This window comes from Halosimplex pelagicum (assembly GCF_013415905.1).
Classification (GTDB): domain Archaea; phylum Halobacteriota; class Halobacteria; order Halobacteriales; family Haloarculaceae; genus Halosimplex; species Halosimplex pelagicum.
This window is the reverse complement of the sequence record NZ_CP058909.1, coordinates 707,954-734,047: the sequence shown is the minus strand read 5'-3', so window position 1 is coordinate 734,047 and position 26,094 is coordinate 707,954. Positions and strand designations below refer to the sequence as shown.

General features: G+C 69.7%; 28 protein-coding genes and 1 pseudogene. 12 read left to right on the top strand and 17 right to left on the bottom strand.

Features of this window, described 5'->3' with window-relative positions; translation table 11 throughout:
• Nucleotides 1-139 precede the first annotated feature (139 nt).
• The 6 genes and pseudogenes from HZS54_RS03695 to HZS54_RS03670 all read right to left on the bottom strand — a co-directional run bounded on the left by HZS54_RS03695 (nt 140) and on the right by HZS54_RS03670 (nt 5,189).
• Nucleotides 140-598, bottom strand: coding sequence for an Lrp/AsnC family transcriptional regulator (locus tag HZS54_RS03695; protein WP_179920614.1), 459 nt, complete (start codon nt 596-598; stop codon nt 140-142).
• Between the two features lie 23 nt (nt 599-621).
• Nucleotides 622-1,041: pseudogene (locus tag HZS54_RS03690) on the bottom strand (P-II family nitrogen regulator); the annotation flags it as partial.
• An 87-nt stretch (nt 1,042-1,128) separates the two neighbouring features.
• Nucleotides 1,129-2,505: an ammonium transporter gene (locus HZS54_RS03685; RefSeq protein WP_179920612.1), complete on the bottom strand. Its 1,377-nt coding sequence runs from the start codon at nt 2,503-2,505 to the stop codon at nt 1,129-1,131.
• 412 nt (nt 2,506-2,917) lie between these two features.
• A complete protein-coding gene (locus HZS54_RS03680) occupies nt 2,918-3,382 on the bottom strand; it encodes an Lrp/AsnC family transcriptional regulator (RefSeq protein ID WP_179920611.1) in 465 nt (154 codons plus the stop codon).
• Nucleotides 3,383-3,388: 6 nt separating this feature from the next.
• Nucleotides 3,389-3,742, bottom strand: coding sequence for a nitrogen regulatory protein GlnK1 (gene glnK1 / locus HZS54_RS03675; protein ID WP_179920610.1), 354 nt, complete (start codon nt 3,740-3,742; stop codon nt 3,389-3,391).
• Nucleotides 3,735-5,189 carry an ammonium transporter gene (locus HZS54_RS03670; RefSeq protein ID WP_179920609.1) on the bottom strand — a complete coding sequence of 485 codons (1,455 nt, stop codon included), beginning with the start codon at nt 5,187-5,189 and terminating at the stop codon, nt 3,735-3,737. Before HZS54_RS03670 ends, glnK1 begins: the two co-directional genes overlap by 8 nt.
• A gap of 691 nt (nt 5,190-5,880) precedes the next feature.
• On the opposite strand from HZS54_RS03670, the gene HZS54_RS03665 reads away from it, so the two are divergent.
• On the top strand, nt 5,881-6,909 hold the full coding sequence (locus tag HZS54_RS03665) for an ATP-binding protein (RefSeq protein WP_179920608.1): 1,029 nt from the start codon (nt 5,881-5,883) through the stop codon (nt 6,907-6,909).
• A gap of 26 nt (nt 6,910-6,935) precedes the next feature.
• Here HZS54_RS03665 and hemB read toward each other — a convergent pair whose 3' ends face one another.
• Nucleotides 6,936-7,916 (bottom strand): porphobilinogen synthase, encoded by a 981-nt coding sequence (gene hemB / locus HZS54_RS03660; protein WP_179920607.1) that lies wholly within the window; start codon nt 7,914-7,916, stop codon nt 6,936-6,938.
• Between the two features lie 162 nt (nt 7,917-8,078).
• Here hemB and HZS54_RS03655 point away from each other — a divergent pair, with 162 nt between their 5' ends.
• Both HZS54_RS03655 and HZS54_RS03650 read left to right on the top strand, forming a co-directional pair.
• Nucleotides 8,079-8,726 carry a DedA family protein gene (locus HZS54_RS03655; RefSeq protein ID WP_179920606.1) on the top strand — a complete coding sequence of 216 codons (648 nt, stop codon included), beginning with the start codon at nt 8,079-8,081 and terminating at the stop codon, nt 8,724-8,726.
• 82 nt (nt 8,727-8,808) lie between these two features.
• Nucleotides 8,809-9,387: a GNAT family N-acetyltransferase gene (locus tag HZS54_RS03650; protein WP_179920605.1), complete on the top strand. Its 579-nt coding sequence runs from the start codon at nt 8,809-8,811 to the stop codon at nt 9,385-9,387.
• Nucleotides 9,388-9,496: 109 nt separating this feature from the next.
• Here the strand turns inward: HZS54_RS03650 and HZS54_RS03645 are convergent, their stop codons facing one another.
• The 5 genes from HZS54_RS03645 to HZS54_RS03625 all read right to left on the bottom strand — a co-directional run bounded on the left by HZS54_RS03645 (nt 9,497) and on the right by HZS54_RS03625 (nt 13,471).
• Nucleotides 9,497-9,730: a hypothetical protein gene (locus tag HZS54_RS03645; protein ID WP_179920604.1), complete on the bottom strand. Its 234-nt coding sequence runs from the start codon at nt 9,728-9,730 to the stop codon at nt 9,497-9,499.
• Nucleotides 9,731-9,827: 97 nt separating this feature from the next.
• Nucleotides 9,828-10,559, bottom strand: a complete 732-nt coding sequence (locus tag HZS54_RS03640; protein WP_179920603.1) for a competence/damage-inducible protein A — start codon at nt 10,557-10,559, stop codon at nt 9,828-9,830.
• Between the two features lie 623 nt (nt 10,560-11,182).
• A complete protein-coding gene (locus tag HZS54_RS03635; protein WP_179920602.1) occupies nt 11,183-12,439 on the bottom strand; it encodes a DNA double-strand break repair nuclease NurA in 1,257 nt (418 codons plus the stop codon).
• The gene (locus HZS54_RS03630; protein WP_179910418.1) at nt 12,436-12,828 is read right to left on the bottom strand and encodes a DUF7522 family protein; all 393 of its coding nucleotides are present in this window, start codon (nt 12,826-12,828) and stop codon (nt 12,436-12,438) included. The genes HZS54_RS03635 and HZS54_RS03630 overlap by 4 nt, the downstream gene beginning before the upstream one ends.
• Before the next feature lie 73 nt (nt 12,829-12,901).
• Nucleotides 12,902-13,471 (bottom strand): NUDIX domain-containing protein, encoded by a 570-nt coding sequence (locus HZS54_RS03625; RefSeq protein ID WP_179920601.1) that lies wholly within the window; start codon nt 13,469-13,471, stop codon nt 12,902-12,904.
• 171 nt (nt 13,472-13,642) lie between these two features.
• On the opposite strand from HZS54_RS03625, the gene gpmI reads away from it, so the two are divergent.
• Together gpmI and HZS54_RS03615 are read left to right on the top strand one after the other, a co-directional pair.
• On the top strand, nt 13,643-15,199 hold the full coding sequence (gpmI, locus tag HZS54_RS03620; protein WP_179920600.1) for a 2,3-bisphosphoglycerate-independent phosphoglycerate mutase: 1,557 nt from the start codon (nt 13,643-13,645) through the stop codon (nt 15,197-15,199).
• A 37-nt stretch (nt 15,200-15,236) separates the two neighbouring features.
• A complete protein-coding gene (locus HZS54_RS03615; protein WP_179920599.1) occupies nt 15,237-15,518 on the top strand; it encodes a type II toxin-antitoxin system HicB family antitoxin in 282 nt (93 codons plus the stop codon).
• Nucleotides 15,519-15,554: 36 nt separating this feature from the next.
• Here the strand turns inward: HZS54_RS03615 and HZS54_RS03610 are convergent, their stop codons facing one another.
• The 3 genes from HZS54_RS03610 to HZS54_RS03600 form a co-directional block, all read right to left on the bottom strand.
• The gene (locus tag HZS54_RS03610) at nt 15,555-16,514 is read right to left on the bottom strand and encodes a Gfo/Idh/MocA family protein (RefSeq protein ID WP_179920598.1); all 960 of its coding nucleotides are present in this window, start codon (nt 16,512-16,514) and stop codon (nt 15,555-15,557) included.
• A 125-nt stretch (nt 16,515-16,639) separates the two neighbouring features.
• On the bottom strand, nt 16,640-16,876 hold the full coding sequence (locus HZS54_RS03605; RefSeq protein ID WP_179920597.1) for an amphi-Trp domain-containing protein: 237 nt from the start codon (nt 16,874-16,876) through the stop codon (nt 16,640-16,642).
• A gap of 124 nt (nt 16,877-17,000) precedes the next feature.
• Complete coding sequence (locus HZS54_RS03600) at nt 17,001-18,077, bottom strand: saccharopine dehydrogenase family protein (RefSeq protein WP_179920596.1); 1,077 nt, start codon at nt 18,075-18,077, stop codon at nt 17,001-17,003.
• A gap of 249 nt (nt 18,078-18,326) precedes the next feature.
• Here HZS54_RS03600 and HZS54_RS03595 point away from each other — a divergent pair, with 249 nt between their 5' ends.
• The 3 genes from HZS54_RS03595 to HZS54_RS03585 all read left to right on the top strand — a co-directional run bounded on the left by HZS54_RS03595 (nt 18,327) and on the right by HZS54_RS03585 (nt 19,679).
• Nucleotides 18,327-18,821, top strand: a complete 495-nt coding sequence (locus HZS54_RS03595) for a YciE/YciF ferroxidase family protein (RefSeq protein WP_179920595.1) — start codon at nt 18,327-18,329, stop codon at nt 18,819-18,821.
• A gap of 105 nt (nt 18,822-18,926) precedes the next feature.
• Entirely contained in the window at nt 18,927-19,271 is a 345-nt protein-coding gene (locus tag HZS54_RS03590; protein ID WP_179920594.1) for a hypothetical protein, read from the top strand.
• 120 nt (nt 19,272-19,391) lie between these two features.
• Complete coding sequence (locus tag HZS54_RS03585; protein WP_179920593.1) at nt 19,392-19,679, top strand: GYD domain-containing protein; 288 nt, start codon at nt 19,392-19,394, stop codon at nt 19,677-19,679.
• 35 nt (nt 19,680-19,714) lie between these two features.
• Here the strand turns inward: HZS54_RS03585 and HZS54_RS03580 are convergent, their stop codons facing one another.
• Nucleotides 19,715-20,926: a site-2 protease family protein gene (locus HZS54_RS03580; RefSeq protein ID WP_179920592.1), complete on the bottom strand. Its 1,212-nt coding sequence runs from the start codon at nt 20,924-20,926 to the stop codon at nt 19,715-19,717.
• A 131-nt stretch (nt 20,927-21,057) separates the two neighbouring features.
• Here HZS54_RS03580 and HZS54_RS03575 point away from each other — a divergent pair, with 131 nt between their 5' ends.
• Both HZS54_RS03575 and HZS54_RS03570 read left to right on the top strand, forming a co-directional pair.
• The gene (locus tag HZS54_RS03575) at nt 21,058-21,897 is read left to right on the top strand and encodes a sugar phosphate isomerase/epimerase family protein (protein ID WP_179920591.1); all 840 of its coding nucleotides are present in this window, start codon (nt 21,058-21,060) and stop codon (nt 21,895-21,897) included.
• Nucleotides 21,898-22,491: 594 nt separating this feature from the next.
• Nucleotides 22,492-22,905 carry a cupin domain-containing protein gene (locus tag HZS54_RS03570; protein WP_179920590.1) on the top strand — a complete coding sequence of 138 codons (414 nt, stop codon included), beginning with the start codon at nt 22,492-22,494 and terminating at the stop codon, nt 22,903-22,905.
• 55 nt (nt 22,906-22,960) lie between these two features.
• On the opposite strand, the gene HZS54_RS03565 is transcribed toward HZS54_RS03570, so the two are convergent.
• Entirely contained in the window at nt 22,961-23,515 is a 555-nt protein-coding gene (locus tag HZS54_RS03565) for a hypothetical protein (protein WP_179920589.1), read from the bottom strand.
• 314 nt (nt 23,516-23,829) lie between these two features.
• Between HZS54_RS03565 and HZS54_RS03560 the strand changes: the two genes are divergently transcribed.
• Nucleotides 23,830-25,452, top strand: a complete 1,623-nt coding sequence (locus tag HZS54_RS03560; protein WP_179920588.1) for a glutamate-cysteine ligase family protein — start codon at nt 23,830-23,832, stop codon at nt 25,450-25,452.
• 148 nt (nt 25,453-25,600) lie between these two features.
• Nucleotides 25,601-26,074 (top strand): DUF6789 family protein, encoded by a 474-nt coding sequence (locus HZS54_RS03555; RefSeq protein WP_179920587.1) that lies wholly within the window; start codon nt 25,601-25,603, stop codon nt 26,072-26,074.
• Nucleotides 26,075-26,094: the final 20 nt, after the last annotated feature.

Here is a 26,094-nt window from a genome sequence, read left to right as displayed (position 1 = left end):
CACCGCTCGCGGGAGTGTCGGCCGCCGCCGGCACGGTCCGGCGGACCGCGCGGCGGCTCGGAGCGGCGTCCGTCGCTCGCTCGTCGGCCGAGGAGAGCGGCCGTCGGCCGCCCGCCGGCCGGGAAAAAGCGTCCCCGTCTCAGTCCTCGGCGAGCGGGAGCGGCTCGTTCTCGGCGACGACCTCCAGCGCGATGTTCGTCGCGATCGACTCGATGTCGTCGTCGACGAGCAGCTCCTTGATCCGGGCGTTCAGCGACGCCGTGTCGGTGAACTTGCCGATCGCGATCACGTCCTGGCTCCCGGTGACCTCGTAGACGCCGACCATGTTGCCGGCGTCGGCCAGCTCGGCGACGACGGCCTCGATGCCGCTGCCGGCCACGTCGAGGTTGAACACCGCGGTCACCGCGAAGCCGAGCGCGCCGTAGTCGATCTCGGGCCGGTAGCCGTCGATGACGCCCTCGTCTTCCAGGGTCTGGACGCGCTTGGTCGCGGTCGCGGTCGCGACTCCGACCTCCGCGGCGAGTTCGTTCGCGCTGGCGCGGCCGTCGGCCAGCAGCGCGTCGACCAGCCGCCTGTCCGTCTCGTCGATGTCGACCATTGCGCTTTCCGCCCTCCGAGCGCTCAGACCGCGTCCCGACCGGTCTTGCCCGTGCGGATCTGCGTCGCGCTCTCGACGGGCAGGACGAACACTTTCCCGTCGCCCTTCTCGCCGGTGTTGCCGCCCTCGGCGATGGCGTCGACCACGTCCTGGGCGGGGATGTCCGCGACAACGCACTCGATTTTCACTTTCTGGTGGAGGTCGACGACGTACTCCTCGCCGCGCCACTGTCCCTTCTTCGCCGGCTGAGAGCCGCGACCGGAGACGTTCGTCACCGTCAGGGAGGGGGCGCCGATCTCCGCGAGCGCCTGTTTCACGTCGCCGAGCTTGTCCGGTCGCACGACCGCGACCACCATCTTGATCTCGCCGTCGTTCGGTTCCTCGCCGCCGTCGGTCCGGATCTCGTGCTCTTCCGCGTCGATGCCACCGTCCGTTCGAATTTCGTTGTCGTTCATAGTCGTCGAGTTCGCGTTCGCGTCCGCCTGGTCGTCCGCGTCGATGCTGTCAGTTTGGGTGTCGTCGGTCATCGGTCAGTCACTCCGTTCGTCCGCAGTACGTTCGGCGGGGACGTAGTTCTCGCCGGAAACACCGCCGTCGGTGCGAACCGTGCCGCCGTCGGCGACCGCGGCGCCCTCGTCGCCGAACTCGGGGTAGGTCTCGACGCCGTGTTCGCTCACGTCGAGGCCCTCCTGCTCGTGTTCGCGGCTGACGCGGGCCTGGCCGACGGCCTTGAACGCGTACCAGATGACGCCGGTCGCGAGGACCGTCCAGCCGGCGATGAGGACGACGCCGACCGCCTGCGCGAACAGCCCTTCGATCATGAAGCCGATGTCCGGCGTGAGGCCGTTCCAGCCGGCGACGGCGACGAACGGGTACAGCAGCGTGCCGAGGACGCCCGCGCTCCCGTGGACCGGGAAGACGGCGCAGACGTCGTCGATCTTCAAGCGCTTCTCGACGAACGCGAAGACGATCGGGAGCTGCGCGCCGGCGAGCACGCCGACGAGGGCCGCGCCCCACACGGTCGTCGTGTGGGGGATCGCCGTGATGCCGACGAGACCGGCCAGCAGCCCGTTGGCGACGTAGAGGGTGTCGACCTTCCCCGTCTTCGCCCAGGCGACGCCCGCGGCGCCCATCGCGCCGGCGGCCATCGAGAGCGTGGTGGTCATGGCGACACGACCGAGCTGGTCGCCCAGGAAGGCGCCGTCGGCGAAGATCGCCGAGGTACCCACGTTGAAGCCGTACCAGCCGAACGCGAGCATCAGCGTGCCCAGCACGGCGAAGGTCATCGAGTGGCCCGGGATGACGTTCGACGAGCCGTCGTCGTTGTAGCGGCCGATCCGCGGACCGAGGACGGCCGCGGCGGTGAGACCCGCGATGCCACCCATGCCGTGGACGATCATCCCGCCGGCGAAGTCGGTGAACGCGACGCCGGTGATCATCTCGACGGGGCCGGTCACGCCCTCGGCGACCGACCACGTCATCCCGATGACGACCGGGTAGATGACCGCGGCCAGCAGGAACGTGTAGGTCACGTACGCCCGCAGTTTCGCGCGACCGGCGACCGCGCCCGAGACGATGGTCGCGGCGGTCATCGCGAACACGGCGCCGTAGAGCCAGTCGATCCAGCCGGTACCGCTGGAGAGGTAGGCCGCGCCCCACCCGCCGCCGCCGACCAGCGAGGAGACTCCCGACCCGATGGCGAAGAAGACCGTCACCCCGACCGACCAGGTCAACAGGTTCTTGGTCAACTGGTTCGAGACGTTCTTCGAGCGCACCTGGCCCGCCTCCAGCATGGCGAAGCCGGCGTGCATGAAGAAGATCATGAACGAGACGACCAGTATCCAGGTGTAGTTGATCGCGTCTATCAGCGTCCCCGTCTCCGTCTGCAGTGCGGTGAGTTCGAGCATGATGTGTCGTGTGTATCGATGTGACGCCCGACCGGTTTCGAATCGTTCAGTCGAACGCTGTTTTGCCCTCCGATCGTTTCGGAGAGTACGGGAGAACTGTGCGGAATCACTCCGTATAAGGGTTGGCTTTACAATGGCGCAACTTTCAGGGATTCCGTAGACGCTCGTCAAAATTAGGGTAGAGTATTATCCATTTAAGGTTGTATTCCGTCCAGAAACGCACGGTTGACACACGTCTAATTTGGACGCTCGTCAACCAGGAAACCCGGCAAAATCGGCCGATCCGGGGGGTAGACGCTCTCGCGCGCTCGACGTGACGATCGGACGCGAGCGGAGCAGAAAGTGATCGGGTGTGTTTCGGACGCGAGCGGAGGGGAACGTGGTCGGCCGTGTGCCGACCGCGGGGCGACCGTTACTCGTCGGCGTCGACCGGGAGGCGGTCGTACTCGCAGACGGTGTCGAGGACGATGCTCGTCCGGGCCGACCGCACCTCGGGGTGGGTGAGCACCGACTTGATCTGGGCGTTCAGGGCTTCCGTGTTCTCGAACTTCCCGACGGCGACCACGTCGTCGCTTCCGGTGACCTCGTAGACGCCGACCATGTTGCTGGTCTCGCGCAGGTCGTCGACGACCGTTTCGAGACCTTCGCCGTCAACGTCGAGTCGGAAGACGGCGGTGACCTCGTAGCCGAAGGCGCCGTAGTCGATCTCGGGCTGGTAGCCGTCGATGACGCCGTCCTCTTCGAGGCGCTGGAGCCGCTTGGTGGCGGTCGCGGTGGCGATCTCGGCCTGCTCGGCGAGTTCGCTCGCGCTGGCGCGCCCGTTGTCGAGCAGGGCGTCGATGATCCGCCGGTCGGTATCGTCCAGTTCTGCCGACATCGAATCTCAGACTGCCTCTGGCCCCGAGTCGCCGGTCCGGACCTGGACGGCGTCCTCGACGGGGAGGACGAATATCTTGCCGTCGCCGGGCTCGCCCGTCTGGGCGGCGTCGGCGATGGCGTCGACCACGTCCTGAGCGGGGATATCGGAGACGACGCACTCGATTTTCACTTTCTGGTGGAGGTCGACGACGTACTCCTCGCCGCGCCACTGGCCCGTCTTGGCGGGCTGGGAGCCGCGGCCGGAGACGTTCGTCACCGTCAGGGAGGGGGCGCCGGCCTCGGCCAGCGCCTGTTTCACGTCGCCGAGCTTGTCCGGGCGGACGACCGCGACGACCATCTTGATCTCGTCGTCACTCATCGGAGACACCTCCGTCGTCCGCGGCGGACGCGTCGACTGCGGCGTCGTCCGCGAGGCCGCCGTCGGTCCGAACTTCGCCGCCGTCCGCGCTCACGGCCGGGCTGTCGCGGCTGCCGCCGGCGGTGAACTCGGGGTAGACGGAGACGCCGTGTTCGCTCTCGTCGAGGCCGGCCTCTTCCTCCTCCTCGGAGACGCGCAGTCCGAAGATGGCACCGGCGACCTTGAACGCGACGGCGGTGGCGAGGATCGTCCAGACTGCGATGATGAGACAGCCGGCGACCTGCATGATCAGCTGGTCGACACCGAGGAACGTGTAGCCGCCGGAGGCGGTGACGCCGAACACGGGGATGAGGATGGTCCCGATGGCGCCCGCGCTGCCGTGGACCGCGAAGACGCCGCAGACGTCGTCGATCTTCAGCGAGTCGACGACCCAGCGGTAGGTCGGCAGGACCAGCGCGCCAGCGAGGCCGCCGAGGATGACGCCGCCCCACCAGGTGACGTGGGGGACCGCGCCGGTGACGGCGACCAGACCGGCGAGCAGGCCGTTAGCGGCCCACAGCGGGTCGGGCTTGCCCTGCCACGCGTTCGAGACGACCATGGCCGCGACGCCGCCGGCGCCCATGCCGAGCGTCGTGTTCAGGACGACCTGCCCCAGCGCGCCGCCCATGAAGGTGACGCCGGAGTCGCCCGCCGAGAGGACCGTCGCCTGCGTGCCGACGTTGAAGCCGTACCAGCCGAACGCGAGGAACATCGTGCCCAGCACCGCGAGCAGCATCGAGTGGCCGGGGATGGGCTGGCTGTTCCCGCTGGAGTCGTAGCGGCCGGACCGGGCGCCGACCATCTTCGCGCCCACGAGGCCGGCGAGGCCACCGACCATGTGGACGACCGTCGCGCCGGCGAAGTCGAGGTAGCCGACGCCGATTGCCTGCCCGAGGAACCCGTCGGCCGAGAGCAGGCCGCCGGCCCACGTCATCCCCGTCACGACCGGGTAGATGACGGCGGTCATCGCCGCGGCGACGAAGACGTACGCCGAGAAGTTCATGCGCTCGGCGACCGCGCCGGAGACGATGGTCGCGGCGGTCATCGCGAAGACCGCGCCGAAGAACCATCCGATGTACTGGGTCGGGTCGTTGACGTGGCCCCACGCACTCGCGAGGTCGAACGCCGTCCCGGGGGCCGTCAACTGCCCGACGAGGGCGCTGACCGCCGCACCGAGCGCGAAGAAGACCAGCACGCCGAGCATCCAGTCGGTCATGTTCTTCATCAGGACGTTGCCGACGTTCTTCGCGCGGACCTGCCCGCTCTCCAGCAGGGCGAAGCCCGGCTGCATGAAGAAGATCAGGAAACAGACCACGAGGATCCAGACGTTGTTCACCCCGTCGGCGACCGCGCCCGGGTCCAGCTGGAGCACCGCGTCGGCCGCCGGCGCCAGCAGCGCGGCCGTCATGCGGCCGTCACCTCCGCTCCACTGGAACGACCCGAACTATCTTGATAATCGCATACCTTTCCACCCATTCTCACTACGTTCGTAGTGTACATCTCGATTGAGGGTCATGGAACCCTACTACATAAGGGTATGCTTGAAAAGATCGAAATCTGAATCGCATAACGAGACGGCCGTCAGAATTAACCCATGATATTATGGATATAAGGCCATCGTTCGTCCAGATATGCCGCCGTTCGTCCAGTCGAATCGAACGTTCGTCGACCGGATCTCGGCGCGGGGCGCCGGACCGCGGCCGTTCGGCTCGCGCGCGGCGGCCGCTGTCGGGAGTTCGTCGGCCGTCGACCGGTCCGCTCGGGACGGGCCGACGACTGTCGCCGTAGCGACGCGGGTGGGGAACCGACCGGGTGGCGGTAGCTGTCTCGGCGGTCCCGGCGGGCCGCGTGAATTGTGCCAATCCCCGGTATTATGCGTGATTAGCAGAGTCCTAAAATCGACTACGAATGCACGGTCTTATCCCGAAAAATACACTAATACGTGAGGGTTTCGGCGCTATCGAGATCGCTTCTGGAACCTGGAAACCGATACCGGTGGCTGTTGCACTCGCGACCGCCGTCGACGGATTCAGGGGCGGGGCCCATCGGTTGCTCGCGTCCTCGGATCCCCGGCTGTTCACCGCCGCCGACGGGGGATCGTGACGAGCGACGGCCGGCACGCCGGGCGGTTCGAGGCGCTGTTCGAGCTCACCGGCGACGCCGTCGTCGAGGTGGAAGTCGCGGACATGCGGCCGGTCGTCCGCGCGGTCAACCCCGGGTTCGAGGCGATGTTCGGCTGGTCGGCCGAGACGGTCGTCGGCGAGTCGCTCAACGAGTTCATCGTCCCGGAGGGCCGCGTCGAGGAGGCGGTCGACCTCGACCGGCGCACCGCCGACGGGAAGGTCAACAGCGAGACGGTGACCCGGCGGACCGCGGACGGTCTCCGTCAGTTCATCTACCGCGGGATCCCCTACGAGCGCGGCGACGGCAGCCGGGGCGGACTGGCGATATACACCGACATCACCGAGCGGAACCGCCGCAAGCGCCACCACGCGGTGCTCCACCGCGTGCTCCGGCACAACCTCCGCAACGCCCTGACGGTGATCCTCGGGAGCGCCTCGGAGATCGAGCGGCGGGCCGACGACCCGCTCGCCGAGCAGGCGCGGCTCACCCTCTCGGCGGCGCGGGACCTGGAGCGGCTCAGCGACCGCGCGCAGCTCGTCGAGCGCGCCTTCGACGACGAGACCGACCGCCAGGTGGTCGACATCGCGGACCTCTCGCGCTCGGTCGCGACCGCCGCCCGGGAGACGGCGGACTCGGCGACGATCACGACGGACTTTCCCGACCGACTGCCCGTCCTGGCCGGCGGCGCGCTCGAAGCCGCCGTCGAGAACCTCGTGTCGAACGCGGTGGTCCACGGCGGTGACGCCCCCGACGTTCGACTCGTGGGTCGGCGAGCGGGCGACATGGCCGAGATCGAAGTCGCCGACGACGGCCCGGGGATCCCCGACGCCGAACGGGCCGTCGTCTTCGAGGACCGACCGCTCACCCAGCTCTCTCACGGGACGGGACTCGGGCTCTGGCTGGTCAAGTGGGCCGTCGAGTCGTGTCACGGCCGCATCGACTACGAACGTGTCGACGGCGAGACCGTCGTCCGCGTGACGCTCCCCGCCGTCGACGCGGCGTGACTGGCCGTCACCGCCGACGCCACTCGCTACAGCCGCCGGGCCACGTCCTCGGCGAAGTAGGTGAGGATCAGGTCCGCGCCGGCCCGCTTGATCGACAGCAGCGACTCGTGGGCGACCGCCTCCAGGTCCAGCCACCCCTTCTCGGCGGCGGCGTGGAGCATCGCGTACTCCCCGGAGACGTTGTACGCCGCGACCGGGTGGTCGAAATTCTGGCGCACGTCGGCGACCACGTCCAGATACGGCAGCGCCGGCTTGATCATCAACACGTCGGCTCCTTCCTCCACGTCGAGTGCGACCTCGCGCATCGCCTCGCGGCCGTTGGCGGGGTCCATCTGGTAGTGCCGGCGGTCGCCGAAGGCGGGCGCGCCGTCGGCGGCGTCGCGGAACGGGCCGTAGAACGCCGACTCGTACTTCGCCGCGTAGCTCATGACCGGCAGCGACTCGAACCCGCGGTCGTCCAGTTCCGACCGGATGGCCCCGACCATCCCGTCGGTCATGCTGGAGGGCGCGACCATGTCCGCGCCCGCCTCGGCGTGGGAGGCGGCGGTCTCGGCCAGCAACTCCAGGGTGCGGTCGTTGTCGACGGTCATGTGCGGGTCCGCGCGGGCGCCGTCCTCGACCACGCCGCAGTGGCCGTGGTCGGTGTACTCGCAGAGGCACACGTCGGTGATCACGTAGGCGTCGGTCTCCTCGACGATCCGGCGGACGGCGCGCTGGACGACGCCGTCGTCGGCCCAGGCTCGGGACCCCTCGCTGTCCTTCGACTCTGGGATCCCGAAGACGATGACGGCCTCGACGCCGGTCTCGCGGACTTCGCGGACGCGCTCGGCCGCTTGGTCGACGGGCACGCGCGTGTGCCCGGGCATCGACCCGATCGGGACGCGCTCGTCAGTCGTCGCGTCGACGAACACGGGCGCGATAAGGTCCGACGCCGAGAGGTCGGTCTCCCGCACGAGCGGGCGGACGCCGTCGCTCCGAAGTCGCCGGGGTCGGCGTGACATGTCCATACTCCCGTTCGTCGTCTCGGGGTAATCAGGGTAGCGACCGGGCGGCGTCTCTCGGGTCGGACGGCGCCGACGCCGACCGGCCGGTGCCTTCCCGGTCGAGCGACGGTCGCGTCGCCCCCGAACGGAAGACATTTGACCGATACGCCCGGACCGTTCGGGTGAATGGCATCACTCGATTCGACCCGGCGGTCCCGGCTGCGCGGGTTCGCCGAGGACTACGGGTTGATCGTCGTCGCCGGCTTCTTCTTCCTCCTGGCGGTCGCGGGGGCGGTCCTGTTCGTCTTCGGCGACGAGCAGTTCGCCCAGCGGATCATCGACACGTACGGTCTGCCCGCCCTGCTGCCCATCTTCGTCCTCGAAGGCGCGATGCTGCTGTACTTCGCCCCGAGCGAAGCGCTCGTGCCGGGGGCCATCGAGTTCCTCGCCACCGCCCCCTCGGGGTATCAGTGGGCGACGATCGCGCTCATCTTCGCCGTCGCGACCGTCGGCGCGACGCTGGGCCAGGTCGCGCTGTTCCAGCTCGCCAAGCGCGGCGGTCGCGAGTGGCTGCTCCAGAAGCCGTGGTTCCGGATCGACGAGTCGAAGCTCGACCGCTTCGACCGCTGGTTCGACCGCTGGGGCAAGTGGGCCGTGCCCGTCAGCAACGCCCTCCTCTTCACCCGCGGCATGCTCACGGTCCCCGCCGGCGTCGCCGAGATCGACACCCGCGAGTTCGCCGCCCTCTCGGCGGCCGGCACCGTCGTCTTCGAGGCCTGGCTCGCGCTCGCCTACCACTACGCCGTCGAACTCGGCCTCCTGAACTTCTTCTGAGCGGCCGGGCGGAGCGACCGGCGATGGGAGGACCTCCCACGCCACCGTAACGCTTTCTCCGTCCCGCCGAGAGGCGGCGTGTATGTCTACTCCCGTCTTCCTCCGCGGTGACGGCGTCTCGTTGCACCCGGTCGAGGAGTCCGACCACGAGTTCCTCCGGCGAAACCTGAACCGCCCCGACGTCAGGGCCGGCTTCGGGGCGGCGACGGTGCTCGACGAGGACGGCGTCGCCGGATACGTCGAGGGGTACACCGACGCGGACGACAAGGAGATCTTCCTCGTCCGCGCCGGCGGCGACCGGGTCGGCGAGGCGTTCCTCTTCGACCTCGCTCCCCAGCGCGGGAGCGTCGAACTCGGCTACTGGATCGCGCCCGCCCACCAGGGCAACGGCTACGCCACCGCCGCGGCCGCCGCGGTGGTCGACTACTGTTTCACCGAGCGCCGCCTTCACAAGGTGAACGCCCGCGTGCTGGCGTTCAACGACGGTTCGCGCGCGGTGCTGGAGAAGGTCGGCTTCGAGCGCGAGGGCTGCCGTCGCGACGACTTCTACGTCGACGGGGAGTACGTCGACGCCGACCTCTACGGGATCGTCGAAGACGAGTGGGACGGGCCGTCGAGCGCCGCCGGAGCGCCCGCCGACGGCCCGGGCGAAGGCGACTGATGCCCGGGCCGGTCTTCCTCCGGGGCGACCACGTGGGGTGCGGCCTGCTCGCCGAGCAGCGGCGCGGCGAGTGACACTCCCTCGTTCGGTCTCCGTCGCTGGCCGACCGTCAGAACAGCCCGCTCCCCAGCAGGAACATGACGAGGAGGAACACGGTGAGGACGAGGGCGAACACCTTGACCGCGAGGGGCGTTGGGCTCCCGGGTCCGGAGTCCGTCCCGTCGCCGTCGGCGCCGTCCGGGTCGCCGCCCGAGGTGTAGCCCATGGAGTCGAGCTTCGCCGCCGTCGACTCGGATGTCTTCGCCGCCGGTCCTCCAATGTCGCCGCCGGTGTCCTCGCTCATGTCTCGACGGACCTGTTCGATAGGCATAATCTTTCTCCAACTCGTCGTCTCGACCCCCGACGAGTCGACCGCGACCCCTCGATCCGACCGGACCCGTTCACTCGGGGTCGGCCACCTGTTCGTCGACCCACTCGATGGCCCGGTCGACCTCCTCGGGGTCGGTGCCGGTCACCTTCACCCGGCCGGGCTGCCCGCGGCGGGCGGGGTAGCTGCCGACGGCCACCTCGAACCGGTCGCGAACGCCGTCGAGGACGTGTCGCAACGCGCCCTCCGGGGTCGACGTGGCGACCGACGCGGAGACGGCGTCGCCGCCGAACTCGTCGGCGACGGCGTCGAACATCACCTTCAGCTCCCCGGGGAACCCGGGGAAGACGTAGACGTTCTCGACGACGCAGCCCGGGTTGAAGCTCTCCTCGGTCTGGATCGGGCGGGCGCCCGCCGGCAGCGCCGCCGTCTCGTCGAGGTCGAGGTCGAAGTCGTGGGTCTCGTAGTACTCGGGGTTCTCCTCGCGGTAGCGCCGCGCCTTCTCGGCGACGCGGTCGCGCACCTCGGGCTGGACTTCCAGGTCCCGGTCGAAGGCGTCGGCGACCGCCTCGATCGTCACGTCGTCGGGCGTGTCGCCCAGCCCGCCGGTGACGACGACGGCGTCGAACGAGTCGGCGAAGTCGCCGACCCACCGGGCGATCAGCGCGCGGTCGTCCGGGATGGTGAGCATCCGCGCGACCGTCGCGCCGCGTTCGGTGAGCTGGCGAGCCAGCCACGTCGCGTTCGTGTTCTCGGTGTCCCCCGCGAGCAGTTCGTCGCCGACCGTGACGAGCGCGACTTCCATGAGCGTGTCCAGGGTGTAGAACGGGTAAACGCTACCGGGTCCGCGACGACGTTTCGTTCGTGTTGTGAGTGTCTCCGTCGTTTCTGATCGAGTCCGCCCGGACGGAAGTCGAGTGAACGCGACTGCGGGTGAACGCGACTGCAGCCGACCGCAGGCGATGAAAGCCCTCGACCCGCTCGCTAGCAGTTGGATCGACCGCACTCGACGGTGAGCGTTGAAATCCCTCGACCCGCTCGCTAGCTGGAATCGGTACCGCTGGGGTCAGCGGGCGACGAAAGCCCTCGCCGCGCTCGCGGTCGCTGAGACGGGATATCCGCGCTCTCCGCACCGCCCGCGCGGATAGTGCCCCGCTCAGGCGACTAAAGTGAACGCGAGCGCGCCTCGCCCTTTCAGTCCACCGGGGCCGCGACCGCCCCGCACAGCACCGCAGACGGCCACATGCCTCCCCAACCGATTGCGTTACTCGTCGCAGGCTCCTGCGTTACTCATCCCTCGCGCGACTGTTTCGAGCGGCCCGCCACGAGGCGGGCACGCTCGACAGCACGCGCCGACGCGCTTGCTCGGTGGCTGTCTCGCGCGGAAGGTTCCCGCGCCAGGAACTCCTGGAGCACGGAATCGAGGCCTCAGACCAGCTCTTCGACGTCGACGCCCCAGCGCTTGTCGTTGTATTCGAGGTGACGGTCGCTGCCGAGTTCGCGCTCGATGCGCCGGCGCAGTTGCTCGTTGGCCTGGCGGTCGATGTGGGCGAGTTCGTCGGCCTTGGCGACCGCCAGGGGCGGCCCCTGCTCGCCGGCCACGTCGTGGAGCACCTGCAGGCGTAGCGCCTCGCGGGTGTCCTCGTCGGCGGTGAACGCGTAGGGCGCCTCGACGCGGTAACAGAGGTCGTCGCGCGGGTCGTACAGCACGAAGAAGGTGACCTCGTAGGCCTCGGGGTCGAGGCGGCGCTCGATGCCGAGGGCGTCGCCGTCGGCGGCCATCACGCGGTCGGTGCCGACCCGCGAGCGGAACCAGCCCGTCGCGGTGAGCGCGTCGGTCCGCAGGTCGCCGCTCCCGTCGCGGCGGGCGAGCACGCGCTGGAAGAAGGCGTTGTCGTTGGCCCAGGGGGCGTTGGCCTTCTCGCGGACGACGTGGGTGATCGCCTTGGCGGTGCTGTTCTTGATGAACCCGATCAGGGGCACGTCACGGTCGACGAACGTCTCGACGAGGCGGACGTAGTTCTCGACCACGTCCCGCGGGCGCTCGTCCTCGATGAGGAGATCCGCCAGTTCCGTGTCGCGCTCGCCCCACTTCAGGAGGCCGGTCGGGTAGAGCGGCCCGTCGAGGATCAGGAGGTCGTCGACGATCTCCGCCTGCTCGCGGGCGTGCTCGCTCTCGGCGAGATACAGGGCGAGGGCGTGGACGACGTTCTGCTCGTAGCGGTCGACGCGGGGGGCGTGCAGCGCCCGCTCGCGGACGTAGCCCTCGTCCTGCATCGTCCAGTCCTCGTGGCCGATGCGGTAGGCGTCGTCGTTGGAGTGGGCGGTCATCACGATGGTCCGCGCGCGGTGGAGGTCGAGATCGGAGGGTACGGCGGCCATCGCGGCCTGGGACACGTCGAGGACGAGTCCGTTCTTGAAGGTCGTGGGGTTGATCGTCCCCGAATCGAGGCCGTGCTGGGTGGGGAATGGGGCGTCGCGCAGGGCGACGGCGTCGATGGGGACCTTCTCGCGGCGCTGTTCGCCCAGCGGTTCGAGGACCGCCTCGCCGTCCCGATAGAGGGGGTCGAGGAACTCGGTCCACACCGTCTCGGCGGCGTCCTGGTGGTCGTCCTCGTCGACGCCCTCGCCGACGCGGCCGGCCAGGCGGGCGATGCCGTCGACGTGGACGGGATCTAAGGTCATTCCGTGGTCGGGTCCTCGGCGAGCATCTTCTCGATGGCGTCGGCGATCTCCTCGTAGGACTGCATCTGGAGACCGTCCGTGGTGATGAGGACGCCGCGGCGCTCGCCGGTCACGCGGAGGAGGTAGCCGTTAGTGAACGCCCGGACGGTGAAGCGGTACTCGCCCAGTTCCGATGACTGGTAGGCGTTGCGCGTGTCGCGGAAGCCGCGCCACTCGTGGCCGACGAAGGTGTCCAGGTCGGCGTCCCGTTCGAGGTCCTCCCGCAGGTACAGCTGCTCGAAGTCCGAACGTGTGAAGTAGGTCACCGACCGGAGGCTGTCGCCGGTCGCGGTCCGGGCCGTCGTCACGATCTGGTCGGCGAGGTCGTCCGACAGCAGTTGCGCGTCCATGCCCTAGCGATGGACGCGCCACTCACAATAACTTTCCGCGGAACCGGACGCCGCCGCGGCGACCCGGCCGAGGTCAGCGGGTCCGCCGCTCCAGCGCCGCCCGTCCGTCGTCGACCCACGTCCGGAACAGGTCCCGGTCGAGCGTCGGCTCGTCGGTCGCCGCCAGCTCCTCGGCGGTCCAGAAGCGCGCCGCCCCGGCGTCCGAGCCCGCCTCGATCTCGCCGGACACGTCCTCGTAGTCGACGGCGAAGCGGATCCCGACGGTGTGCTGGGTCTCCGTGACGACGTACGTCGCAGTGTCGAACAGCACCAGATCCTCGGGGTCGACCGCGAGCGAGGTCTCCTCTTCCAGTTCGAGGGCGGCGTGTTCGTCCGGGTCGTTGCCGACCTCCACCTTCCCGCCGGGGGAGATCCACTTCCCGTCGGGCCGCGTGACGAGCAACATCGCGTCGCCGTCGTGCGGCGTCGCCGCACTACCCGGGGGACTCCGTCCCCCGCCGGAGAGCACCGCGACCCGCGCGCTCGGCACCGGATTGTAGAAGACGTATTCCTCGCAGTCGCCGCAGCGCTGGACCGTCGGATCGTCCACGCCGACCAGCTCGCCCCCGCAGTGGGGACAGTAGTCCGGTGGCTCGTTGACCATGTCCCCCGAGCACACGCCACAAATATAGTCCTTTTTACAGTAAACGACCGTGACGGACCGGCGGTGCCGACGGCTCGCGAGTCGGTCGGCCGGGGTGGCGCCGCGGCGGCGAGACGGGCGGCGGTCCCGCGGACCGACACCGACTTGGGGGGTCCGGGCGGAGGGCCGAGTATGAAAGCCGCGCTCGTCATTCTGGACGGCTGGGCGCTCAACCCCGACGAGGGCGTCCGCGACGCCGTCGCCGCCGCCGAGACGTCGAACTTCGACCGGTTCTGGAACGCGGGGGGCCACGGCACGCTCGTCACCTCCGGCCGCCGCGTCGGCCTGCCGGAGGGTCAGATGGGCAACTCCGAGGTCGGCCACCTCAACATCGGCGCCGGCCGCGTCGTCGTGCAGGAGTCGGCCCGCGTCACCGACGCCATCGCCCGCTGGCGAGGCGAGGAGCGTCCGGACCCGCAGGGCGACGGCGCCATCGACGACAACGAGGCCGTCCTGTCGGCGTTCGACTACGCCCGCGAGCACGACGGTCGCGTCCACTTCATGGGGCTGGTCTCGGACGGCGGCGTCCACTCCTATCAGTCGCATCTCCACGCGCTGATCGAACTCGCCGCCGAGGAGGGATGCGAGGCGGTCACCCACGCCTTCACCGACGGCCGCGACACCTCCCCGACCGGCGGCGAGGAGTACCTCACCGAACTGGAGGCTCACGCCGACGAACAGGGCACGGGCCACGTCGCGACGGTCTCGGGCCGCTACTACGCGATGGACCGCGACGAGAACTGGGACCGCACGGAACTCGCCTACGACGCCATCGTCGACCGTCACGCGGGCCACGAAGCGGATTCGGCGGTCGAGGCCGTCACCGACTCCTACGACCGCGGTGACACCGACGAGTTCGTCGAGCCGACCCTCGTTGCGGACCGACCCGCGCTCGAAGACGGCGACTCGGTCGTCTTCTTCAACTTCCGTTCGGACCGTGCTCGCCAGCTGACTCGGATGCTCGCCGACATCCGCGCCGAGGCCTGGGGCGGCCGCACCGACCCGCCGGAGACCCGCGTCGTCACGATGACCCAGTACGACGAGACGTTCGGTCTGCCGACCGCCTTCCCGCCGATCCGCCCCGCGGACACGCTCGGCGAGGTGGTCTCCGAGACCGGCCACACCCAGCTCAGACTCGCCGAGACCGAGAAGTACGCCCACGTCACCTACTTCCTCAACGGCGGCCGCGAGGTGGAGTTCGACGGCGAGATCCGCGAGATCGTCCCCAGCCCGGACGTGCCGACCTACGACCTGCAACCGGAGATGAGCGCCGCCGAGGTGACCGACACCGCCATCGAGAGTATCGAGGAGCGGGACCCCGATCTCCTGGTCTGCAACTACGCCAACCCCGACATGGTGGGTCACACCGGCGACTTCGACGCCGCCGTCGAAGCGGTCGAAGCGGTCGACGAGCAACTGGGGCGGCTGGTCGAGGCGGTCCGGAAAGCCGGTGGGCACGTGCTGGTCACCGCCGACCACGGCAACGCCGACGACATGGGCACCGAGGACGAGCCCTACACCGCCCACACCACGAACCCGGTCCCGCTGATCTACGTCGCGCCCGACGGCACCGACGGCGGCCGGCTCGTACGCGAGGGCGGTGCGCTCGAAGACCTGGCGCCGACGCTGCTGGAGCTGATGGACATCGAGAAACCGGCGGCGATGACCGGCGAGAGTCTGCTGGAGTAGCCGAGAACTTATCAGTCATCCCGACCTCAGTCAGCGTATGAGCACGGACACCGACGGGTCGGGTGACGAGGACCCGACCACGCCGGTCGAGATCACGCTCACGCTCGGCGAGAGCGGTGACCTGTGGGTCGCGCGCGACGAGGAGACCGGTGTCGCGTCGCAGGGGGAAACTCGCGAAGCGGCGCTCGACAACCTCGACGAGGCGGTCGCACTCTACCACGGCGAGACGGGGCGCGAGCCGACGGACGAGGAACTCCGCGAGGTCGGTATCGACCCCGACGAGAACACTTCGGGGGAGCTCCCGGACGTACTGCAGTAGCCCGGTGGATGGTCTCGCGCGATTTTTCCGTGGACGCTACAGCTCCACCGGCTCGCCGTTTTCGATCGACTCGTTGACCGCCAGCGTCAGCTCGAAGGTCTGGCGGGCGTCCGCGTACGGCGAGCGCAGGCCGGCCCCGTCGCCCGACGCCACGGCGTCGACGAACGACTCGACCTCGGCGGCGTAGGGGTTGCGGTCGAAGCTCTCGTCGATCTCGTCGCCGTCGACGACGCCGGAGACGGACTGCTCGGTCACCTCGATGGTCGCGCCGTCGGCGACGACCTCCAGGCCGTGTTTGTCGTCCTCGGCGGCGCAGGAGGTCGAGACGTGGGAAATCGCGCCGTTCTCGTGGGTCATCGTCGCCGAGGTGGCGTCGGAGAAGTCCACCTCGTCGGCGAGGCGGTGGCTCCCGGCCGCCGCGACCCGGTCCACGTCGCCGACGAGGTGGCGGACGGTGTCGTAGACGTGGGTGGCCTGCTCGACGACCTGGCCGCCCGACTTCTCGGCGTGGCGCCACCAGTGGTCCTCGCCGCCGGCGACGCCGCCCCACCAGTAGCCGTCGACGTAGCCCACGTCGCGGCCGGAGAGGATCTCCCGGGCACGCTCGACGCCTGCCGAGTAGCGCCAGTCGTAGCCGACCTGCGCGAGCACGTCGTTGGCCTCGATCGCCGCCTCGATCTCGCGGGCCTTCTCGGCGGAGAGCGCGAGCGGCTTCTCGACGAACAGGTCGTAGCCGTGTTCGGCGGCGGCGACCTCCTGGTCGTCGTGGGCGAACGGCGGGAGACAGACGAAGACGGCGTCGGGGTCGGTCTCCGCGTAGAGGTCGTGGTGGTCCGAGAAGGCGGGGGCGTCGAAGCGGTCGGCCGCCGACTCCGCGGTCTCCGCGTTCACGTCGCAGACGCCGACGATGCGGGCGTCGTCGATGGCTTCGAGGTTGTCGAAGTGCTGCCACTGGGCGATGCCGCCGGCGCCGACGAACGCGAGGTCGACCGTCATCGGCGGACCCGCGCGCCGGCCGGATATAAAGCCGGCGTCGGCGGCGAGTCCGGCCGGGTCACGCTCGCGGCGTGCGGAACGGAGGGCGTGGCGACCCACCGGCTCCAGCCGCGCGGGCCGCGCCGCTACTCGGGCTTCCAGTCGAGTTTGACGGTGAAAGCCTCGCGGCTGCCCCGCAGCAGCGAGGACATCTCGCGGACGCCGATCTCCATGCCGATCTCCTCTGGCGGGGCGAGGTGGACGGTCCGGTTGTTCACGTTCACGTCGAAGCTCCCGTCGCCGCGCAGGTCCTCGGCGATCGACTCCAGTTTCTCGGCGGCCTCCTCGCGGGTCACGTCCGACTCTTCCAGTTCTTTCGCCATGCCCGACCCTCGGGAATCGCCGGGGAAAAGTAACGGGCGGGAACCCGCGGTAACAGCGGCTTACGACGGCATCGCCGGCTGGTCGATACGGCCACCGACCGGCCAGCGCCGGTCCTCGGCCGCGCTACTGGGCCACCCGCTCGGGCTCGGTCAGGATCTCGCGCTCGACGCCCTCGAAGGCCTCGGCGAACTCGGGGCCGAAGGCGGAGGCGGGCGTCTGGAAGCCGTCGCCGGCCTCGCCCGCGAGGACGCGCCGCGCGGCCTCGACCGCCGTCGCGGCGGTCAGGTCGTAGGTGTCCGGCGTCCGCATTCGCGCGCGGGCGGCGGTCCCGTCCTCGTCGACCACCTCGCCCCAGACGTGCGTCTCGCTCTGGGCGCGTTCGTCGGCGGTCGGACCGGACACGACCCGTCCCGCGACGGCCTCGGCCGCTCGCCGGACCGGCCCCGCGGCGAGGGCGGGCACCAGCCACCGGGTCCGCTCCATCGCGTCGGCGACGCGGTCGGGGACGCCCGCGTACACCTCGATGTTCGGGATGCCCGTCGAGTAGTAGGCCGCGGACACGTCGCCCCAGGGGACGGTGACGGCGGTGGTCTCGCCCGGCGGGAACTCGAACGAGCGGCGCTTGTAGGCCACCGGGACCGTCTCGACGCGGCCGTCCCGGCGGACGGCGCCCGGGCGGTCGAGCCCGCGGAGCATCGACTTCGCCGTCCCCGGCGAGAACGTCCCCAGCCCGTCGATGGCGATCGTGAGTTCCTCGGCCTCGGGGAGCAGGCCGTGGAGGATCGCTGCCAGACAGTCGGTCGGGACGACGTCGAAGCCGACGCCGGGGACGAGCGCGACGCCGGCGTCGGCCGCCTCGGCGTCGCGGGCGGCGGTCGCTTCGAGCACGTCGACGTTGCCCGCGAGGTCGAGGTAGTCGGTGCCGGTCCGGCAACACGCGTCGACCAGCGGCTCGGCGGTGTCCTCGAACGGCCCGGCGCAGTTGAGCACGGCGTCGGCGTCGGCGACCCGCCGCTCGACGACGGTCGGGTGTTCGAGGCTGAACACCCGGTGGTCGCAGCCGCGCTCGGTCGCCGCCGCCTCGACGCGCTCGGCCGACCGCCCGGCGAGGACCGGGTCGAGGCCGTCGGCGACGGCCCGTTCGGTGATCAGCGACCCGGTGTAGCCGTACGCTCCGTAGACGAGGAGATCCCCTTCCATGCCGTCCCGTTCGCGCTCGACGTGAAAAACGGGCGCGTCCGTTCAGCCGCGGTCGCGGGTTCGCGCCGGTTCGACCGGCTCGCGCCGGTCTCCGCCCCATCTATCCCCGTCTCGTCTCCCGATCCACACCGCGTTCAGGCGAGCTTTCGAACCGGTAACCCCCGAATACGGCGGCGCCGTCCTCGGGCGATCGGGTAGCGAGCGGATTACTATCCGCGCGGCGGTCGGAGGGCTCGACGGAGCACCACCATGTCAGTCACATCTGCGAAGGAGCTGTTCACGCACGAACTCGAAGACATCTACTACGCCGAGCACGAGCTGCTCGACGTGCTCGACCAGTTGGCCGACCAGACCGAGCACGAGGAGATCTCCCGGGCCTTCGAGGAGCACCACGAGGAGACCGAAGGCCAGATCGAACGCCTGGAGGAGGTGTTCGAGATGCTCGGTCGGGAGCCCGAGGAGGAGGAGTGCGAGGGGATCCAGGGGCTGATCGAGGAACACGAGGAGCTGCTCGACATGGACCCCGACGCGGACGTGCTCGACGTACACAACCTGACGGCGGCACAGAAGACCGAACACTACGAGATCGCGGCCTACGGCAACCTCGCGCTGCTGGCCGACCGCCTCGGCATGGACGAGGCCGGCGACGTCCTCCACGAGAACCTCGAAGAGGAGGAGGCGGCCCTGGAGAAGTTGAAAGACCTCACCAGCGAGTACGACTACGAGCCGATCGTCGCCGCCTGAGGCGGTCGGGCGCGACCGGAGCGGATCCCCCGACCGCGCGGCGTCTGACGCCTGACCGACTGGGGTTTATGGGCTGTGAGGCCCTCCCGTAGAACCGAGACGAGGATGATCCCGACCACGGAACACGGCGACGACGCAGGCGTCGGCGAGGCGAGCGGGGAGCGGTCGATCCCCATTGAGATCAGCGTCGCGACCGACGGCGACGAGCGGCCGCCGGTCGACGACGAGACCCGCGTCGACGTGGAGGTCGACGGGCAGATGTACCCGACGGCGCGGCTGTCCGACGGCCGCTACGTCGCGTGGTGGTTCGAGACCGACGCGCCGGAGCTGTCCGACCCCGTGACGACCGAGTGGGTCGCCGCGCCGACCCGATTCCTCGCCGCGGGCACCCTCCACGAGCTGTGGCAGGACCCCGCGGCCTTCGACCAGTTGCCCGACGGCGAGCGCTGAGCGCCGACGAGCGGTGAGCGCGGGCGCGCGAGCGCACCTCCTCTCGGCCCGGGTTCGGGCCGGGGCCGTCCGCCGCGGGCGCCAGCCTCAATGGCCTCGCGGACGTTGTGCGAGTTGGCCATGCCTACCTACATCACGGAGGTAGACGTACACGGATCCGAGTTCCAGAACGCCCAGGAGCTCGTCAGGATCTGGGGCGCCATCCGGGAGGAGGTCGAGGAACTCGGCGGCGAGGTCGTCGACACTCACGCCGTGCTCGGCGACTACGACTTCCTGATCGTCTACGCCGTCGACGACGAGGAGCAGGCGTTCCAGGTGACCCAGGCCATCGAGCGCCACGGGCTCGACACGAAGACCATGCAGGGGCTCCCGATCGACCGGATCGGCGAACTCGTCGACGACGTGTAGCGGGTGAGGCGGAAACCGCCGTCGGCCCCGGGGGCTCAGGATTGCCGGGACTCCTCGGCGTTGAACACGTCCGGGCCCGCCGAATCGGCCGGTTCGGACTGGTAGCGACCGCTCGATTTGATGATCGACAGCGCGCTCATGATGTCCGTGCGGGTGACCAGCCCGACGAACTCGTCGTCGTCCATGACGAGCAGGCGGCCGACGGCGTGGGAATCCAGCTCCTCCAGCGCCGTCATCACGTCGTCGTCGGGCGCGACGGTGTAGATCTCCGTCGACATGACCTCCTCGACGCGGTAGGCGTCGCGCTCGACCTCCCGCACCGCGCGGGCGTCTTCGAGCGTGACGAGCCCGACGATCTCTCCGTCGCGCTCGACGGGGTAGCCGGTGTGTCGCTCCCGGAACATCGTCTCGATCAGCTCGGCGACCGACCCGTCGTCGTCGACGGTGGTCACGCGGTCGGCCGGCGTCATCACGTCCTCGACGACGACGCCCTCGAAGGCCGCCCGCATCGTCGTCTGCTGGGCCTCGCTGGCCGCGCCGATGTAGATGAAGAAGGCGATGGCGACCATGAACAGGCCGCCGCCACCGAACAGGCCGAACAGACCGAGCCCGATGGCGAACAGTTTCCCGACCTCGGCGGCGATCTCCGTCGCGCGGGCGTACGGGCGAGTGCGGTTGAGCAGCGCCCGGAGCACGCGGCCACCGTCCATCGGGAAGCCGGGCAACAGATTGAACCCAGCCAGCACGACGTTCATCAGCGCCAGGTAGCCGAGGACGAACCCCGCCGCGGCGACGGCCAGCGAGTCGCCGGCCGGGACCGCGAGGAAGGCGGCGTAGGAGACGGCGCCGAGCGCGATGCTCACGACCGGGCCGGCGATGGCGATGAGGAACTCCTGGCGCCAGTCCTCGGGCATCTCGTCCAGTTGGGCGATGCCGCCGAAGATCCACAGCGTGATCGACGAGATGGGGAAGCCGTAGCGCATCGCCACTAGCGAGTGGCCCAGTTCGTGCAGCACGACGCCGACGAACAGCCCCAGCGCCGCGACCAGTCCCAGCCCCAGCGAGAGTTCGGTCGAGGCCGTCAGCACGTCGACGGGGATCGCCGTCCCGAACAGGTCGTTGACGATCTCGACGTAGCGGCCGATCTGCGACCCGATCGCCCAGGCGAACAGCGGCAGGACGAGGAGGAACGTGAGATCCACGTCGATCGGGATGCCGAAGGCGCTCCCGATACGGAATCGTCGCATACCTCCGGGTAGTCCCGGCACGCCCTTAAGCCCGTGTGTGGCCGCGGCCGAAGCCGGCACGTCGCGGCCCGGCACGGGCGAGACTCGCTCCCTGCGAGAGCTATATGCCGGCGGGCGGCGACGCTCGGCCCATGTACACGAGCTTCGACCCCGACGCCGTCGGCGTCGACCGCCCGTTCCCCGAGGCGGCCGCGCTGGCCGCGGAGACCGGCTTCGACGCGGTCCAGGTCGACCTGGGATACCTCCGCGAGCACGGCCCAGAGAACTACCGCGCGGTCCTCGACGACCACGACCTCCGTGCGGGGAGCGCGGCTCTCCCCGTGGACGCGACCGGCGACGCCGAGACCTACGAGTCGGATCTGGACGCGCTCCCCGAGGTCGCCGAGGCCGCGGCCGCCGTCGGCTGTACTCGGATGTCCACCTATATCATGTCGTTCAGCGACGAGCGGCCCTTCGAGGAGAACGTCGCCTTCCACCGCGACCGGCTCGAACGGGTCGCCGAACTCTTGGCCGACCACGGGATCGATCTGGGCCTGGAGTTCCTCGGCCCCGAGACGCTCCGCGAGGGCCACGAGTACGACTTTATCTCGACCGCCGGCGGCATGCTCGACCTCTGTTCGGCGGTCGGGGATAACACAGGACTCCTGCTCGACAGCTGGCACTGGCACACCGCCGGGGGGTCGACGGAAGCACTGGACGCGCTCGACGCCGACGATGTCGTCGACGTACACGTCAACGACGCGCCGGAGGGACTCGCGCTCGACGAGTACGTCGACACCGAGCGCGCTCTGCCCGGCGCGACGGGCGTGATCGATATCGAGACCTTCCTCTCGCATCTGGACTCGGTCGGCTACGACGGGCCCGTGATGGCCGAGCCGTTCTCCGACGAACTGGAGGCGATGGCCGACGAGGACGCCGCCCGCGAGACCGCCCGGTCGCTCGAAGTCGTGTTCGAGCGTGCCGGGATCTGAATCCAATGTTCTGTCTCTCTGTGGTCGGGACGCGTTGCGTGCCTTCGGTCCGCTAGCTGTTGACTCGACCGCACTCGACGGTGAGCGATGAAAGCCCTCGCCGCGCTCGCTAGCAGCCGGATCGACCGCACTTGACGGTGAGCGATGAAAGCCCTCGCCGCGCTCGCTAGCAGCCGGATCGACCGCACTCGACGGCATGCGCTGAAAGCCCTCGACCCGCTCGCTAGGAGTTGGATCGACCGCACTCGACGGCATGCGCTGAAAGCCCTCGACCCGCTCGCGGTCGCTGAGCGGGATATCCGCGCTCTCAGCACGGCCCGCGCGGATAGTGCCCGCTCAGACGACTACCCAAGCGCGAGCGCGCCTCGCCCTTTCAGTCCGCCAGGACCGCGACCGCCCGGCACAGCGACCGCAGACGGCCTCGAACCTCCCCAGCCGATTCGCTCCTATCGTCGCTCATCCCTCGCGCGGTGCTGTCGCGAGACGAGACTCGCGACAGCGCGCGCCACCGCACTCGATCCATCGTCGTCCGTGCCGACCACCTCCCACCACGTCGGGACCACAGTCATTGTCCCGGGGGTCGTAGCCGCCCACATGAGTGAGAGCGACGCGACCGACGACAATGCGACCGCGGACCCGGCGACGCCGCTGATCCGCCGCGCGGAAGATATCGAGTACGAACCGGTCGACGCCGCGGAGGGGCTGTCGAAGGCGGTGCTGGTCGGCGAGGACCACGGCGCCGAGAACCTCGCGATCCGGCGGTTCACGCTGGCGCCCGGCGCCGAGGTGCCGAAACACACCAACGAGATCGAACACGAGCAGTACGTCCTCGCGGGGGAGTACGTCGTCGGCATCGACGGCGAGGAACACACGGTCCAGGGCGGCGACGCGCTGCACGTCCCTGCCGGCGCCGTCCACTGGTACCGCAACGAGCGCGACCTGGAGGGTGCCTTCCTCTGTGCGGTCCCGACGGGCGACGACGCGATCGAACTCGTCGACGAGGAGTGAGAGCGTTCGAACCGCGACAGCAGCCCTCGGCCGCAAACACCGACCTGAGGACCGGTCACGTGAGTTGTGGATCGACGACCCTCGCGAAGACGGGAACGGTCCGCGAGAAGTCCCGTTCCCCCAGGGTCAGCGAGACGGTCACCGAACCCGGGGCAGTGCGGACCACCTCGTCGATCGTCGGATCTCCCTCCTCGTCGGACGTTTGAACCCAGACGATCGGGGCATCGCCGGCCTTCGAGTCCGGTGGCCCGCCCACTGCGGAGGACACGGCGCCCGTCCCGAGCCTCGAGTTCGTCGCCGTTTCGACGCGTGACCGGCCCACGCGGGCGCTTCTCCGTTCGGCCCACTCGGCGAAGGGGTCGGATCTCGTCTCCGACCCCTCGGTTCCGTTCCGGGAGACGACGTACGTGACCGTATCGTTCGAGGGGTGATACTCCAGCCCGCCTCCGGAGCTACTGGCCTCGGAGAGTTCGGCCTCGGCCGTGACGCTCTCGCCCGTACAGCGCTGGGGTTCGCGTTCGGACCGGGATTGCCCCGACCGGGCGTCCGGCGTACTTTGTGTCTCCGGCGAGATCTGACGGGTGTCGGTCTGTCCCGTGTCTCCGCTCACCCCAGCGCAACCAGCGACGACCACAGTTCCGCCCGTACCGAGTGCCTTCAACCACCGGCGTCGGGAAACATCCATATTCGGCAACAGATAGTTGACGGAATAAATCTTGTGTACCGCGAACAAGTCCTAATATTTGCCACGATCTTACGAACTATCTCGGGAGACACGGCGCTTCGTTTCGGAAGTCTCTCCGTTCGGAGAGGACGGCCGATTTCCGACTTGATTTTTGCTCCTCGCGAGCAGGGCTCCCGCGAACCGTCGGACACGCGGGCCGCCCGAGCCTTTTTTGCCGGCGGTGGACCACCCTCGGGGTAATGACCGACCACGAGTCGCTCGTCAGGCGCTCGCTCGCCGGGACCGACGCGTTCGACGGGCGAGTGCGCGCGCAGGCCGACCGGCTGACCGACGCGCTCGCCGACGGCGCCTTCGACAACGAGGCGGCGACGCTGGGGCTGGAACTGGAAGTGTACGCGCTCGACGGTGAGGGCGCCGAGCGCTCTCTCGCGCCGATCCCGGACGACGTGTACGAGGGACCGGCCGACAAGGAACTCGGGCTGCACAACGCCGAACTCAACGCCGCGCCGAGCCGCTTCGACGACGACGGCGTCGCGGCCCAGGCCGCCGAGATCGAGGACGACCTGGCAGCCACCCGCGAGCGAGCGCGCGAGCACGGGCTGGAGATCGTCCTCGACGCGATGCCGGCCGTCGCACCCTCCGAGGGGACACACGCCTACCTCGACGACGTGGAGGTGCGGGGCGGCGCTGGCGACTCCAGTGGCTCGCCAGACGACGCCGGCCGCCCCGTGGTCGTCCCCGGCGGCGACCCCGACGACGCGGTGCTCGTCGCGCGGAACATGCGGCAAGACCCCCGCTACGGCGCGCTCGACAACGTCGCCGTCCGGCGGGCCGGCGGCGAGATCGACTTCTCTGTTCCTGGCGCCGAGACGGGCTACCGCACCATCCTCTTCGAGTCGCTGGCGACCTCGATCCAGCCCCACGTGCAGGTGCCCGACACCGACGACTTCCCGCGCTATCACAACCTCGCGACGCGCACGCTCGGCCCGCTCGTCGCCCTTTCGGCGAACTCCCCGTTCCTCCCCGGCGACTGCTACGGCGAGGTCGACGACCCCGAACGACTCGTCGAGGAGACCCACCACGAACTCCGGATCGCGGCCTTCGAGCAGTCGATGAACCAGGGCTGTCGGAAGGTCCGCGTCCCCGACGACCTCGACGACCCCACGGACGCGCTCGAACACGTCGTCGCCGACGATAGCTTCGCTCCCTTCCTGCGGGAGTGGATCGAGGACGAGGACGACGTGGAAGAGGAGGGCCAGAAGGGCGGCGACCCGGCCAGCGCGGCCTGGGAGTTCGACTACAAGCGGGGCACCTTCTGGCGGTGGGTGCGCGGCGTGGCCGGCGGCGACGCCGTCGACGGCGCCTGCGACGAGCGCTCGCTGCGCGTCGAGTACCGCCCGCTGCCCACCCAGCCGACCGTCCGCGACATCGTCGGCCTGCAGGTCCTGACTGCGGGCCTCCTCCGCGGGCTCGTCACCGCCGACCACCCGCTCGGCGAGCTGCCCTGGGACGACGCCGAGCGGAGTTTCTACGCCGCCATCGAGGACGGCCTCGACGCCGACCTGACGTGGGTGACCGCCGATGGCGAGCGGACGGGCGACTCCGAAGAGATATTCGCCGAGCTGTTCGAGTACGCCCGCCGCGGACTCGACGAACAGGGGGTCGACGAGGCGACGCGGGACCGGTATCTCGACCCGATCGAAGCCCGCTGGGATGCCGGCGTCACGCCGAGCGCCTGGAAGAAGGCCCGCGTCCGCGAGCACCTGGCCGACGGTGTCGACCTGGAGACGGCGCTCGCGCGGATGAGCGAGGAGTACGTCGATCTGAGCCGCGAGCGCGAGCACTTCGCCGAGTGGGTCTGAGTCGGCGTTCCGTGCGGGGTCGTTGTGGGTCCCTTGCAGGTCGCTCGCAGGATCGTTGCCCTACATAACCGTGCCGCCGCCGTGCGCCGTGGCGGCACGCACACACTCTCGAGTCGGTTTCTTTCGCCACCCGCGAGTCCACTCGACTATGTCGACAGCGACCGAGGCTGCGACGGAGGAACCGCACGCGAACGACTCCTGGCAGGCCGGCGTCGTCGGGGGGATACTCGGCGCGCTCGCGATGGGCGCGCTGGTCGTCGCGATGAACGAGCCCACGATCACCGTCGCGATCCCGTCGCTGTACGCGCTGGCGCCGCCGCCCAGCGGCGCGGCGGGGCTGTTCGTCCACGCCTCCCACGGCGCCGTGCTGGGCGTGGCCTTCGCCGCCATCGCCGGTGCGCTCGACCTCGATTCGCCCGGCGAGCAGGTCGGCGCCGGCGTCGCCTGGGGCGTCCTGACGTGGGCGGTCCTCGCGGCGCTCGTGATGCCGCTGTGGCTCGACGCGGTCGGGTCGCCGGCGTCGCCGCCGTTCCCGAACTTCGCGGTGCCGTCGCTGCTGTGGCACGCCGTCTACGGGCTGGTGCTCGGCGGCGTCTACGCCGCGACCGTCGACCGGATATGAGCGATGCGGCGACCGCCGTC

What these genes read in the sequence shown, in the direction of transcription:
- HZS54_RS03600 (WP_179920596.1), bottom strand. Translation starts at nt 18,077, where the DNA reads ATGGAAGGGGATCTCCTCGTCTACGGAGCGTACGGCTACACCGGGTCG.
- HZS54_RS03640 (WP_179920603.1), bottom strand. Translation starts at nt 10,559, where the DNA reads ATGGAAGTCGCGCTCGTCACGGTCGGCGACGAACTGCTCGCGGGGGAC.
- HZS54_RS03580 (WP_179920592.1), bottom strand. Translation starts at nt 20,926, where the DNA reads ATGCGACGATTCCGTATCGGGAGCGCCTTCGGCATCCCGATCGACGTG.
- HZS54_RS03555 (WP_179920587.1), top strand. Translation starts at nt 25,601, where the DNA reads ATGTCGACAGCGACCGAGGCTGCGACGGAGGAACCGCACGCGAACGAC.
- hemB (WP_179920607.1), bottom strand. Translation starts at nt 7,916, where the DNA reads ATGGACATGTCACGCCGACCCCGGCGACTTCGGAGCGACGGCGTCCGC.
- HZS54_RS03650 (WP_179920605.1), top strand. Translation starts at nt 8,809, where the DNA reads ATGTCTACTCCCGTCTTCCTCCGCGGTGACGGCGTCTCGTTGCACCCG.
- HZS54_RS03625 (WP_179920601.1), bottom strand. Translation starts at nt 13,471, where the DNA reads ATGGTCAACGAGCCACCGGACTACTGTCCCCACTGCGGGGGCGAGCTG.
- HZS54_RS03695 (WP_179920614.1), bottom strand. Translation starts at nt 598, where the DNA reads ATGGTCGACATCGACGAGACGGACAGGCGGCTGGTCGACGCGCTGCTG.
- HZS54_RS03635 (WP_179920602.1), bottom strand. Translation starts at nt 12,439, where the DNA reads ATGACCTTAGATCCCGTCCACGTCGACGGCATCGCCCGCCTGGCCGGC.
- HZS54_RS03685 (WP_179920612.1), bottom strand. Translation starts at nt 2,505, where the DNA reads ATGCTCGAACTCACCGCACTGCAGACGGAGACGGGGACGCTGATAGAC.
- HZS54_RS03570 (WP_179920590.1), top strand. Translation starts at nt 22,492, where the DNA reads ATGAGTGAGAGCGACGCGACCGACGACAATGCGACCGCGGACCCGGCG.
- HZS54_RS03615 (WP_179920599.1), top strand. Translation starts at nt 15,237, where the DNA reads ATGAGCACGGACACCGACGGGTCGGGTGACGAGGACCCGACCACGCCG.
- HZS54_RS03585 (WP_179920593.1), top strand. Translation starts at nt 19,392, where the DNA reads ATGCCTACCTACATCACGGAGGTAGACGTACACGGATCCGAGTTCCAG.
- gpmI (WP_179920600.1), top strand. Translation starts at nt 13,643, where the DNA reads ATGAAAGCCGCGCTCGTCATTCTGGACGGCTGGGCGCTCAACCCCGAC.
- HZS54_RS03610 (WP_179920598.1), bottom strand. Translation starts at nt 16,514, where the DNA reads ATGACGGTCGACCTCGCGTTCGTCGGCGCCGGCGGCATCGCCCAGTGG.
- glnK1 (WP_179920610.1), bottom strand. Translation starts at nt 3,742, where the DNA reads ATGAGTGACGACGAGATCAAGATGGTCGTCGCGGTCGTCCGCCCGGAC.
- HZS54_RS03605 (WP_179920597.1), bottom strand. Translation starts at nt 16,876, where the DNA reads ATGGCGAAAGAACTGGAAGAGTCGGACGTGACCCGCGAGGAGGCCGCC.
- HZS54_RS03680 (WP_179920611.1), bottom strand. Translation starts at nt 3,382, where the DNA reads ATGTCGGCAGAACTGGACGATACCGACCGGCGGATCATCGACGCCCTG.
- HZS54_RS03575 (WP_179920591.1), top strand. Translation starts at nt 21,058, where the DNA reads ATGTACACGAGCTTCGACCCCGACGCCGTCGGCGTCGACCGCCCGTTC.
- HZS54_RS03590 (WP_179920594.1), top strand. Translation starts at nt 18,927, where the DNA reads ATGATCCCGACCACGGAACACGGCGACGACGCAGGCGTCGGCGAGGCG.
- HZS54_RS03655 (WP_179920606.1), top strand. Translation starts at nt 8,079, where the DNA reads ATGGCATCACTCGATTCGACCCGGCGGTCCCGGCTGCGCGGGTTCGCC.
- HZS54_RS03595 (WP_179920595.1), top strand. Translation starts at nt 18,327, where the DNA reads ATGTCAGTCACATCTGCGAAGGAGCTGTTCACGCACGAACTCGAAGAC.
- HZS54_RS03560 (WP_179920588.1), top strand. Translation starts at nt 23,830, where the DNA reads ATGACCGACCACGAGTCGCTCGTCAGGCGCTCGCTCGCCGGGACCGAC.
- HZS54_RS03630 (WP_179910418.1), bottom strand. Translation starts at nt 12,828, where the DNA reads ATGGACGCGCAACTGCTGTCGGACGACCTCGCCGACCAGATCGTGACG.
- HZS54_RS03670 (WP_179920609.1), bottom strand. Translation starts at nt 5,189, where the DNA reads ATGACGGCCGCGCTGCTGGCGCCGGCGGCCGACGCGGTGCTCCAGCTG.
- HZS54_RS03645 (WP_179920604.1), bottom strand. Translation starts at nt 9,730, where the DNA reads ATGAGCGAGGACACCGGCGGCGACATTGGAGGACCGGCGGCGAAGACA.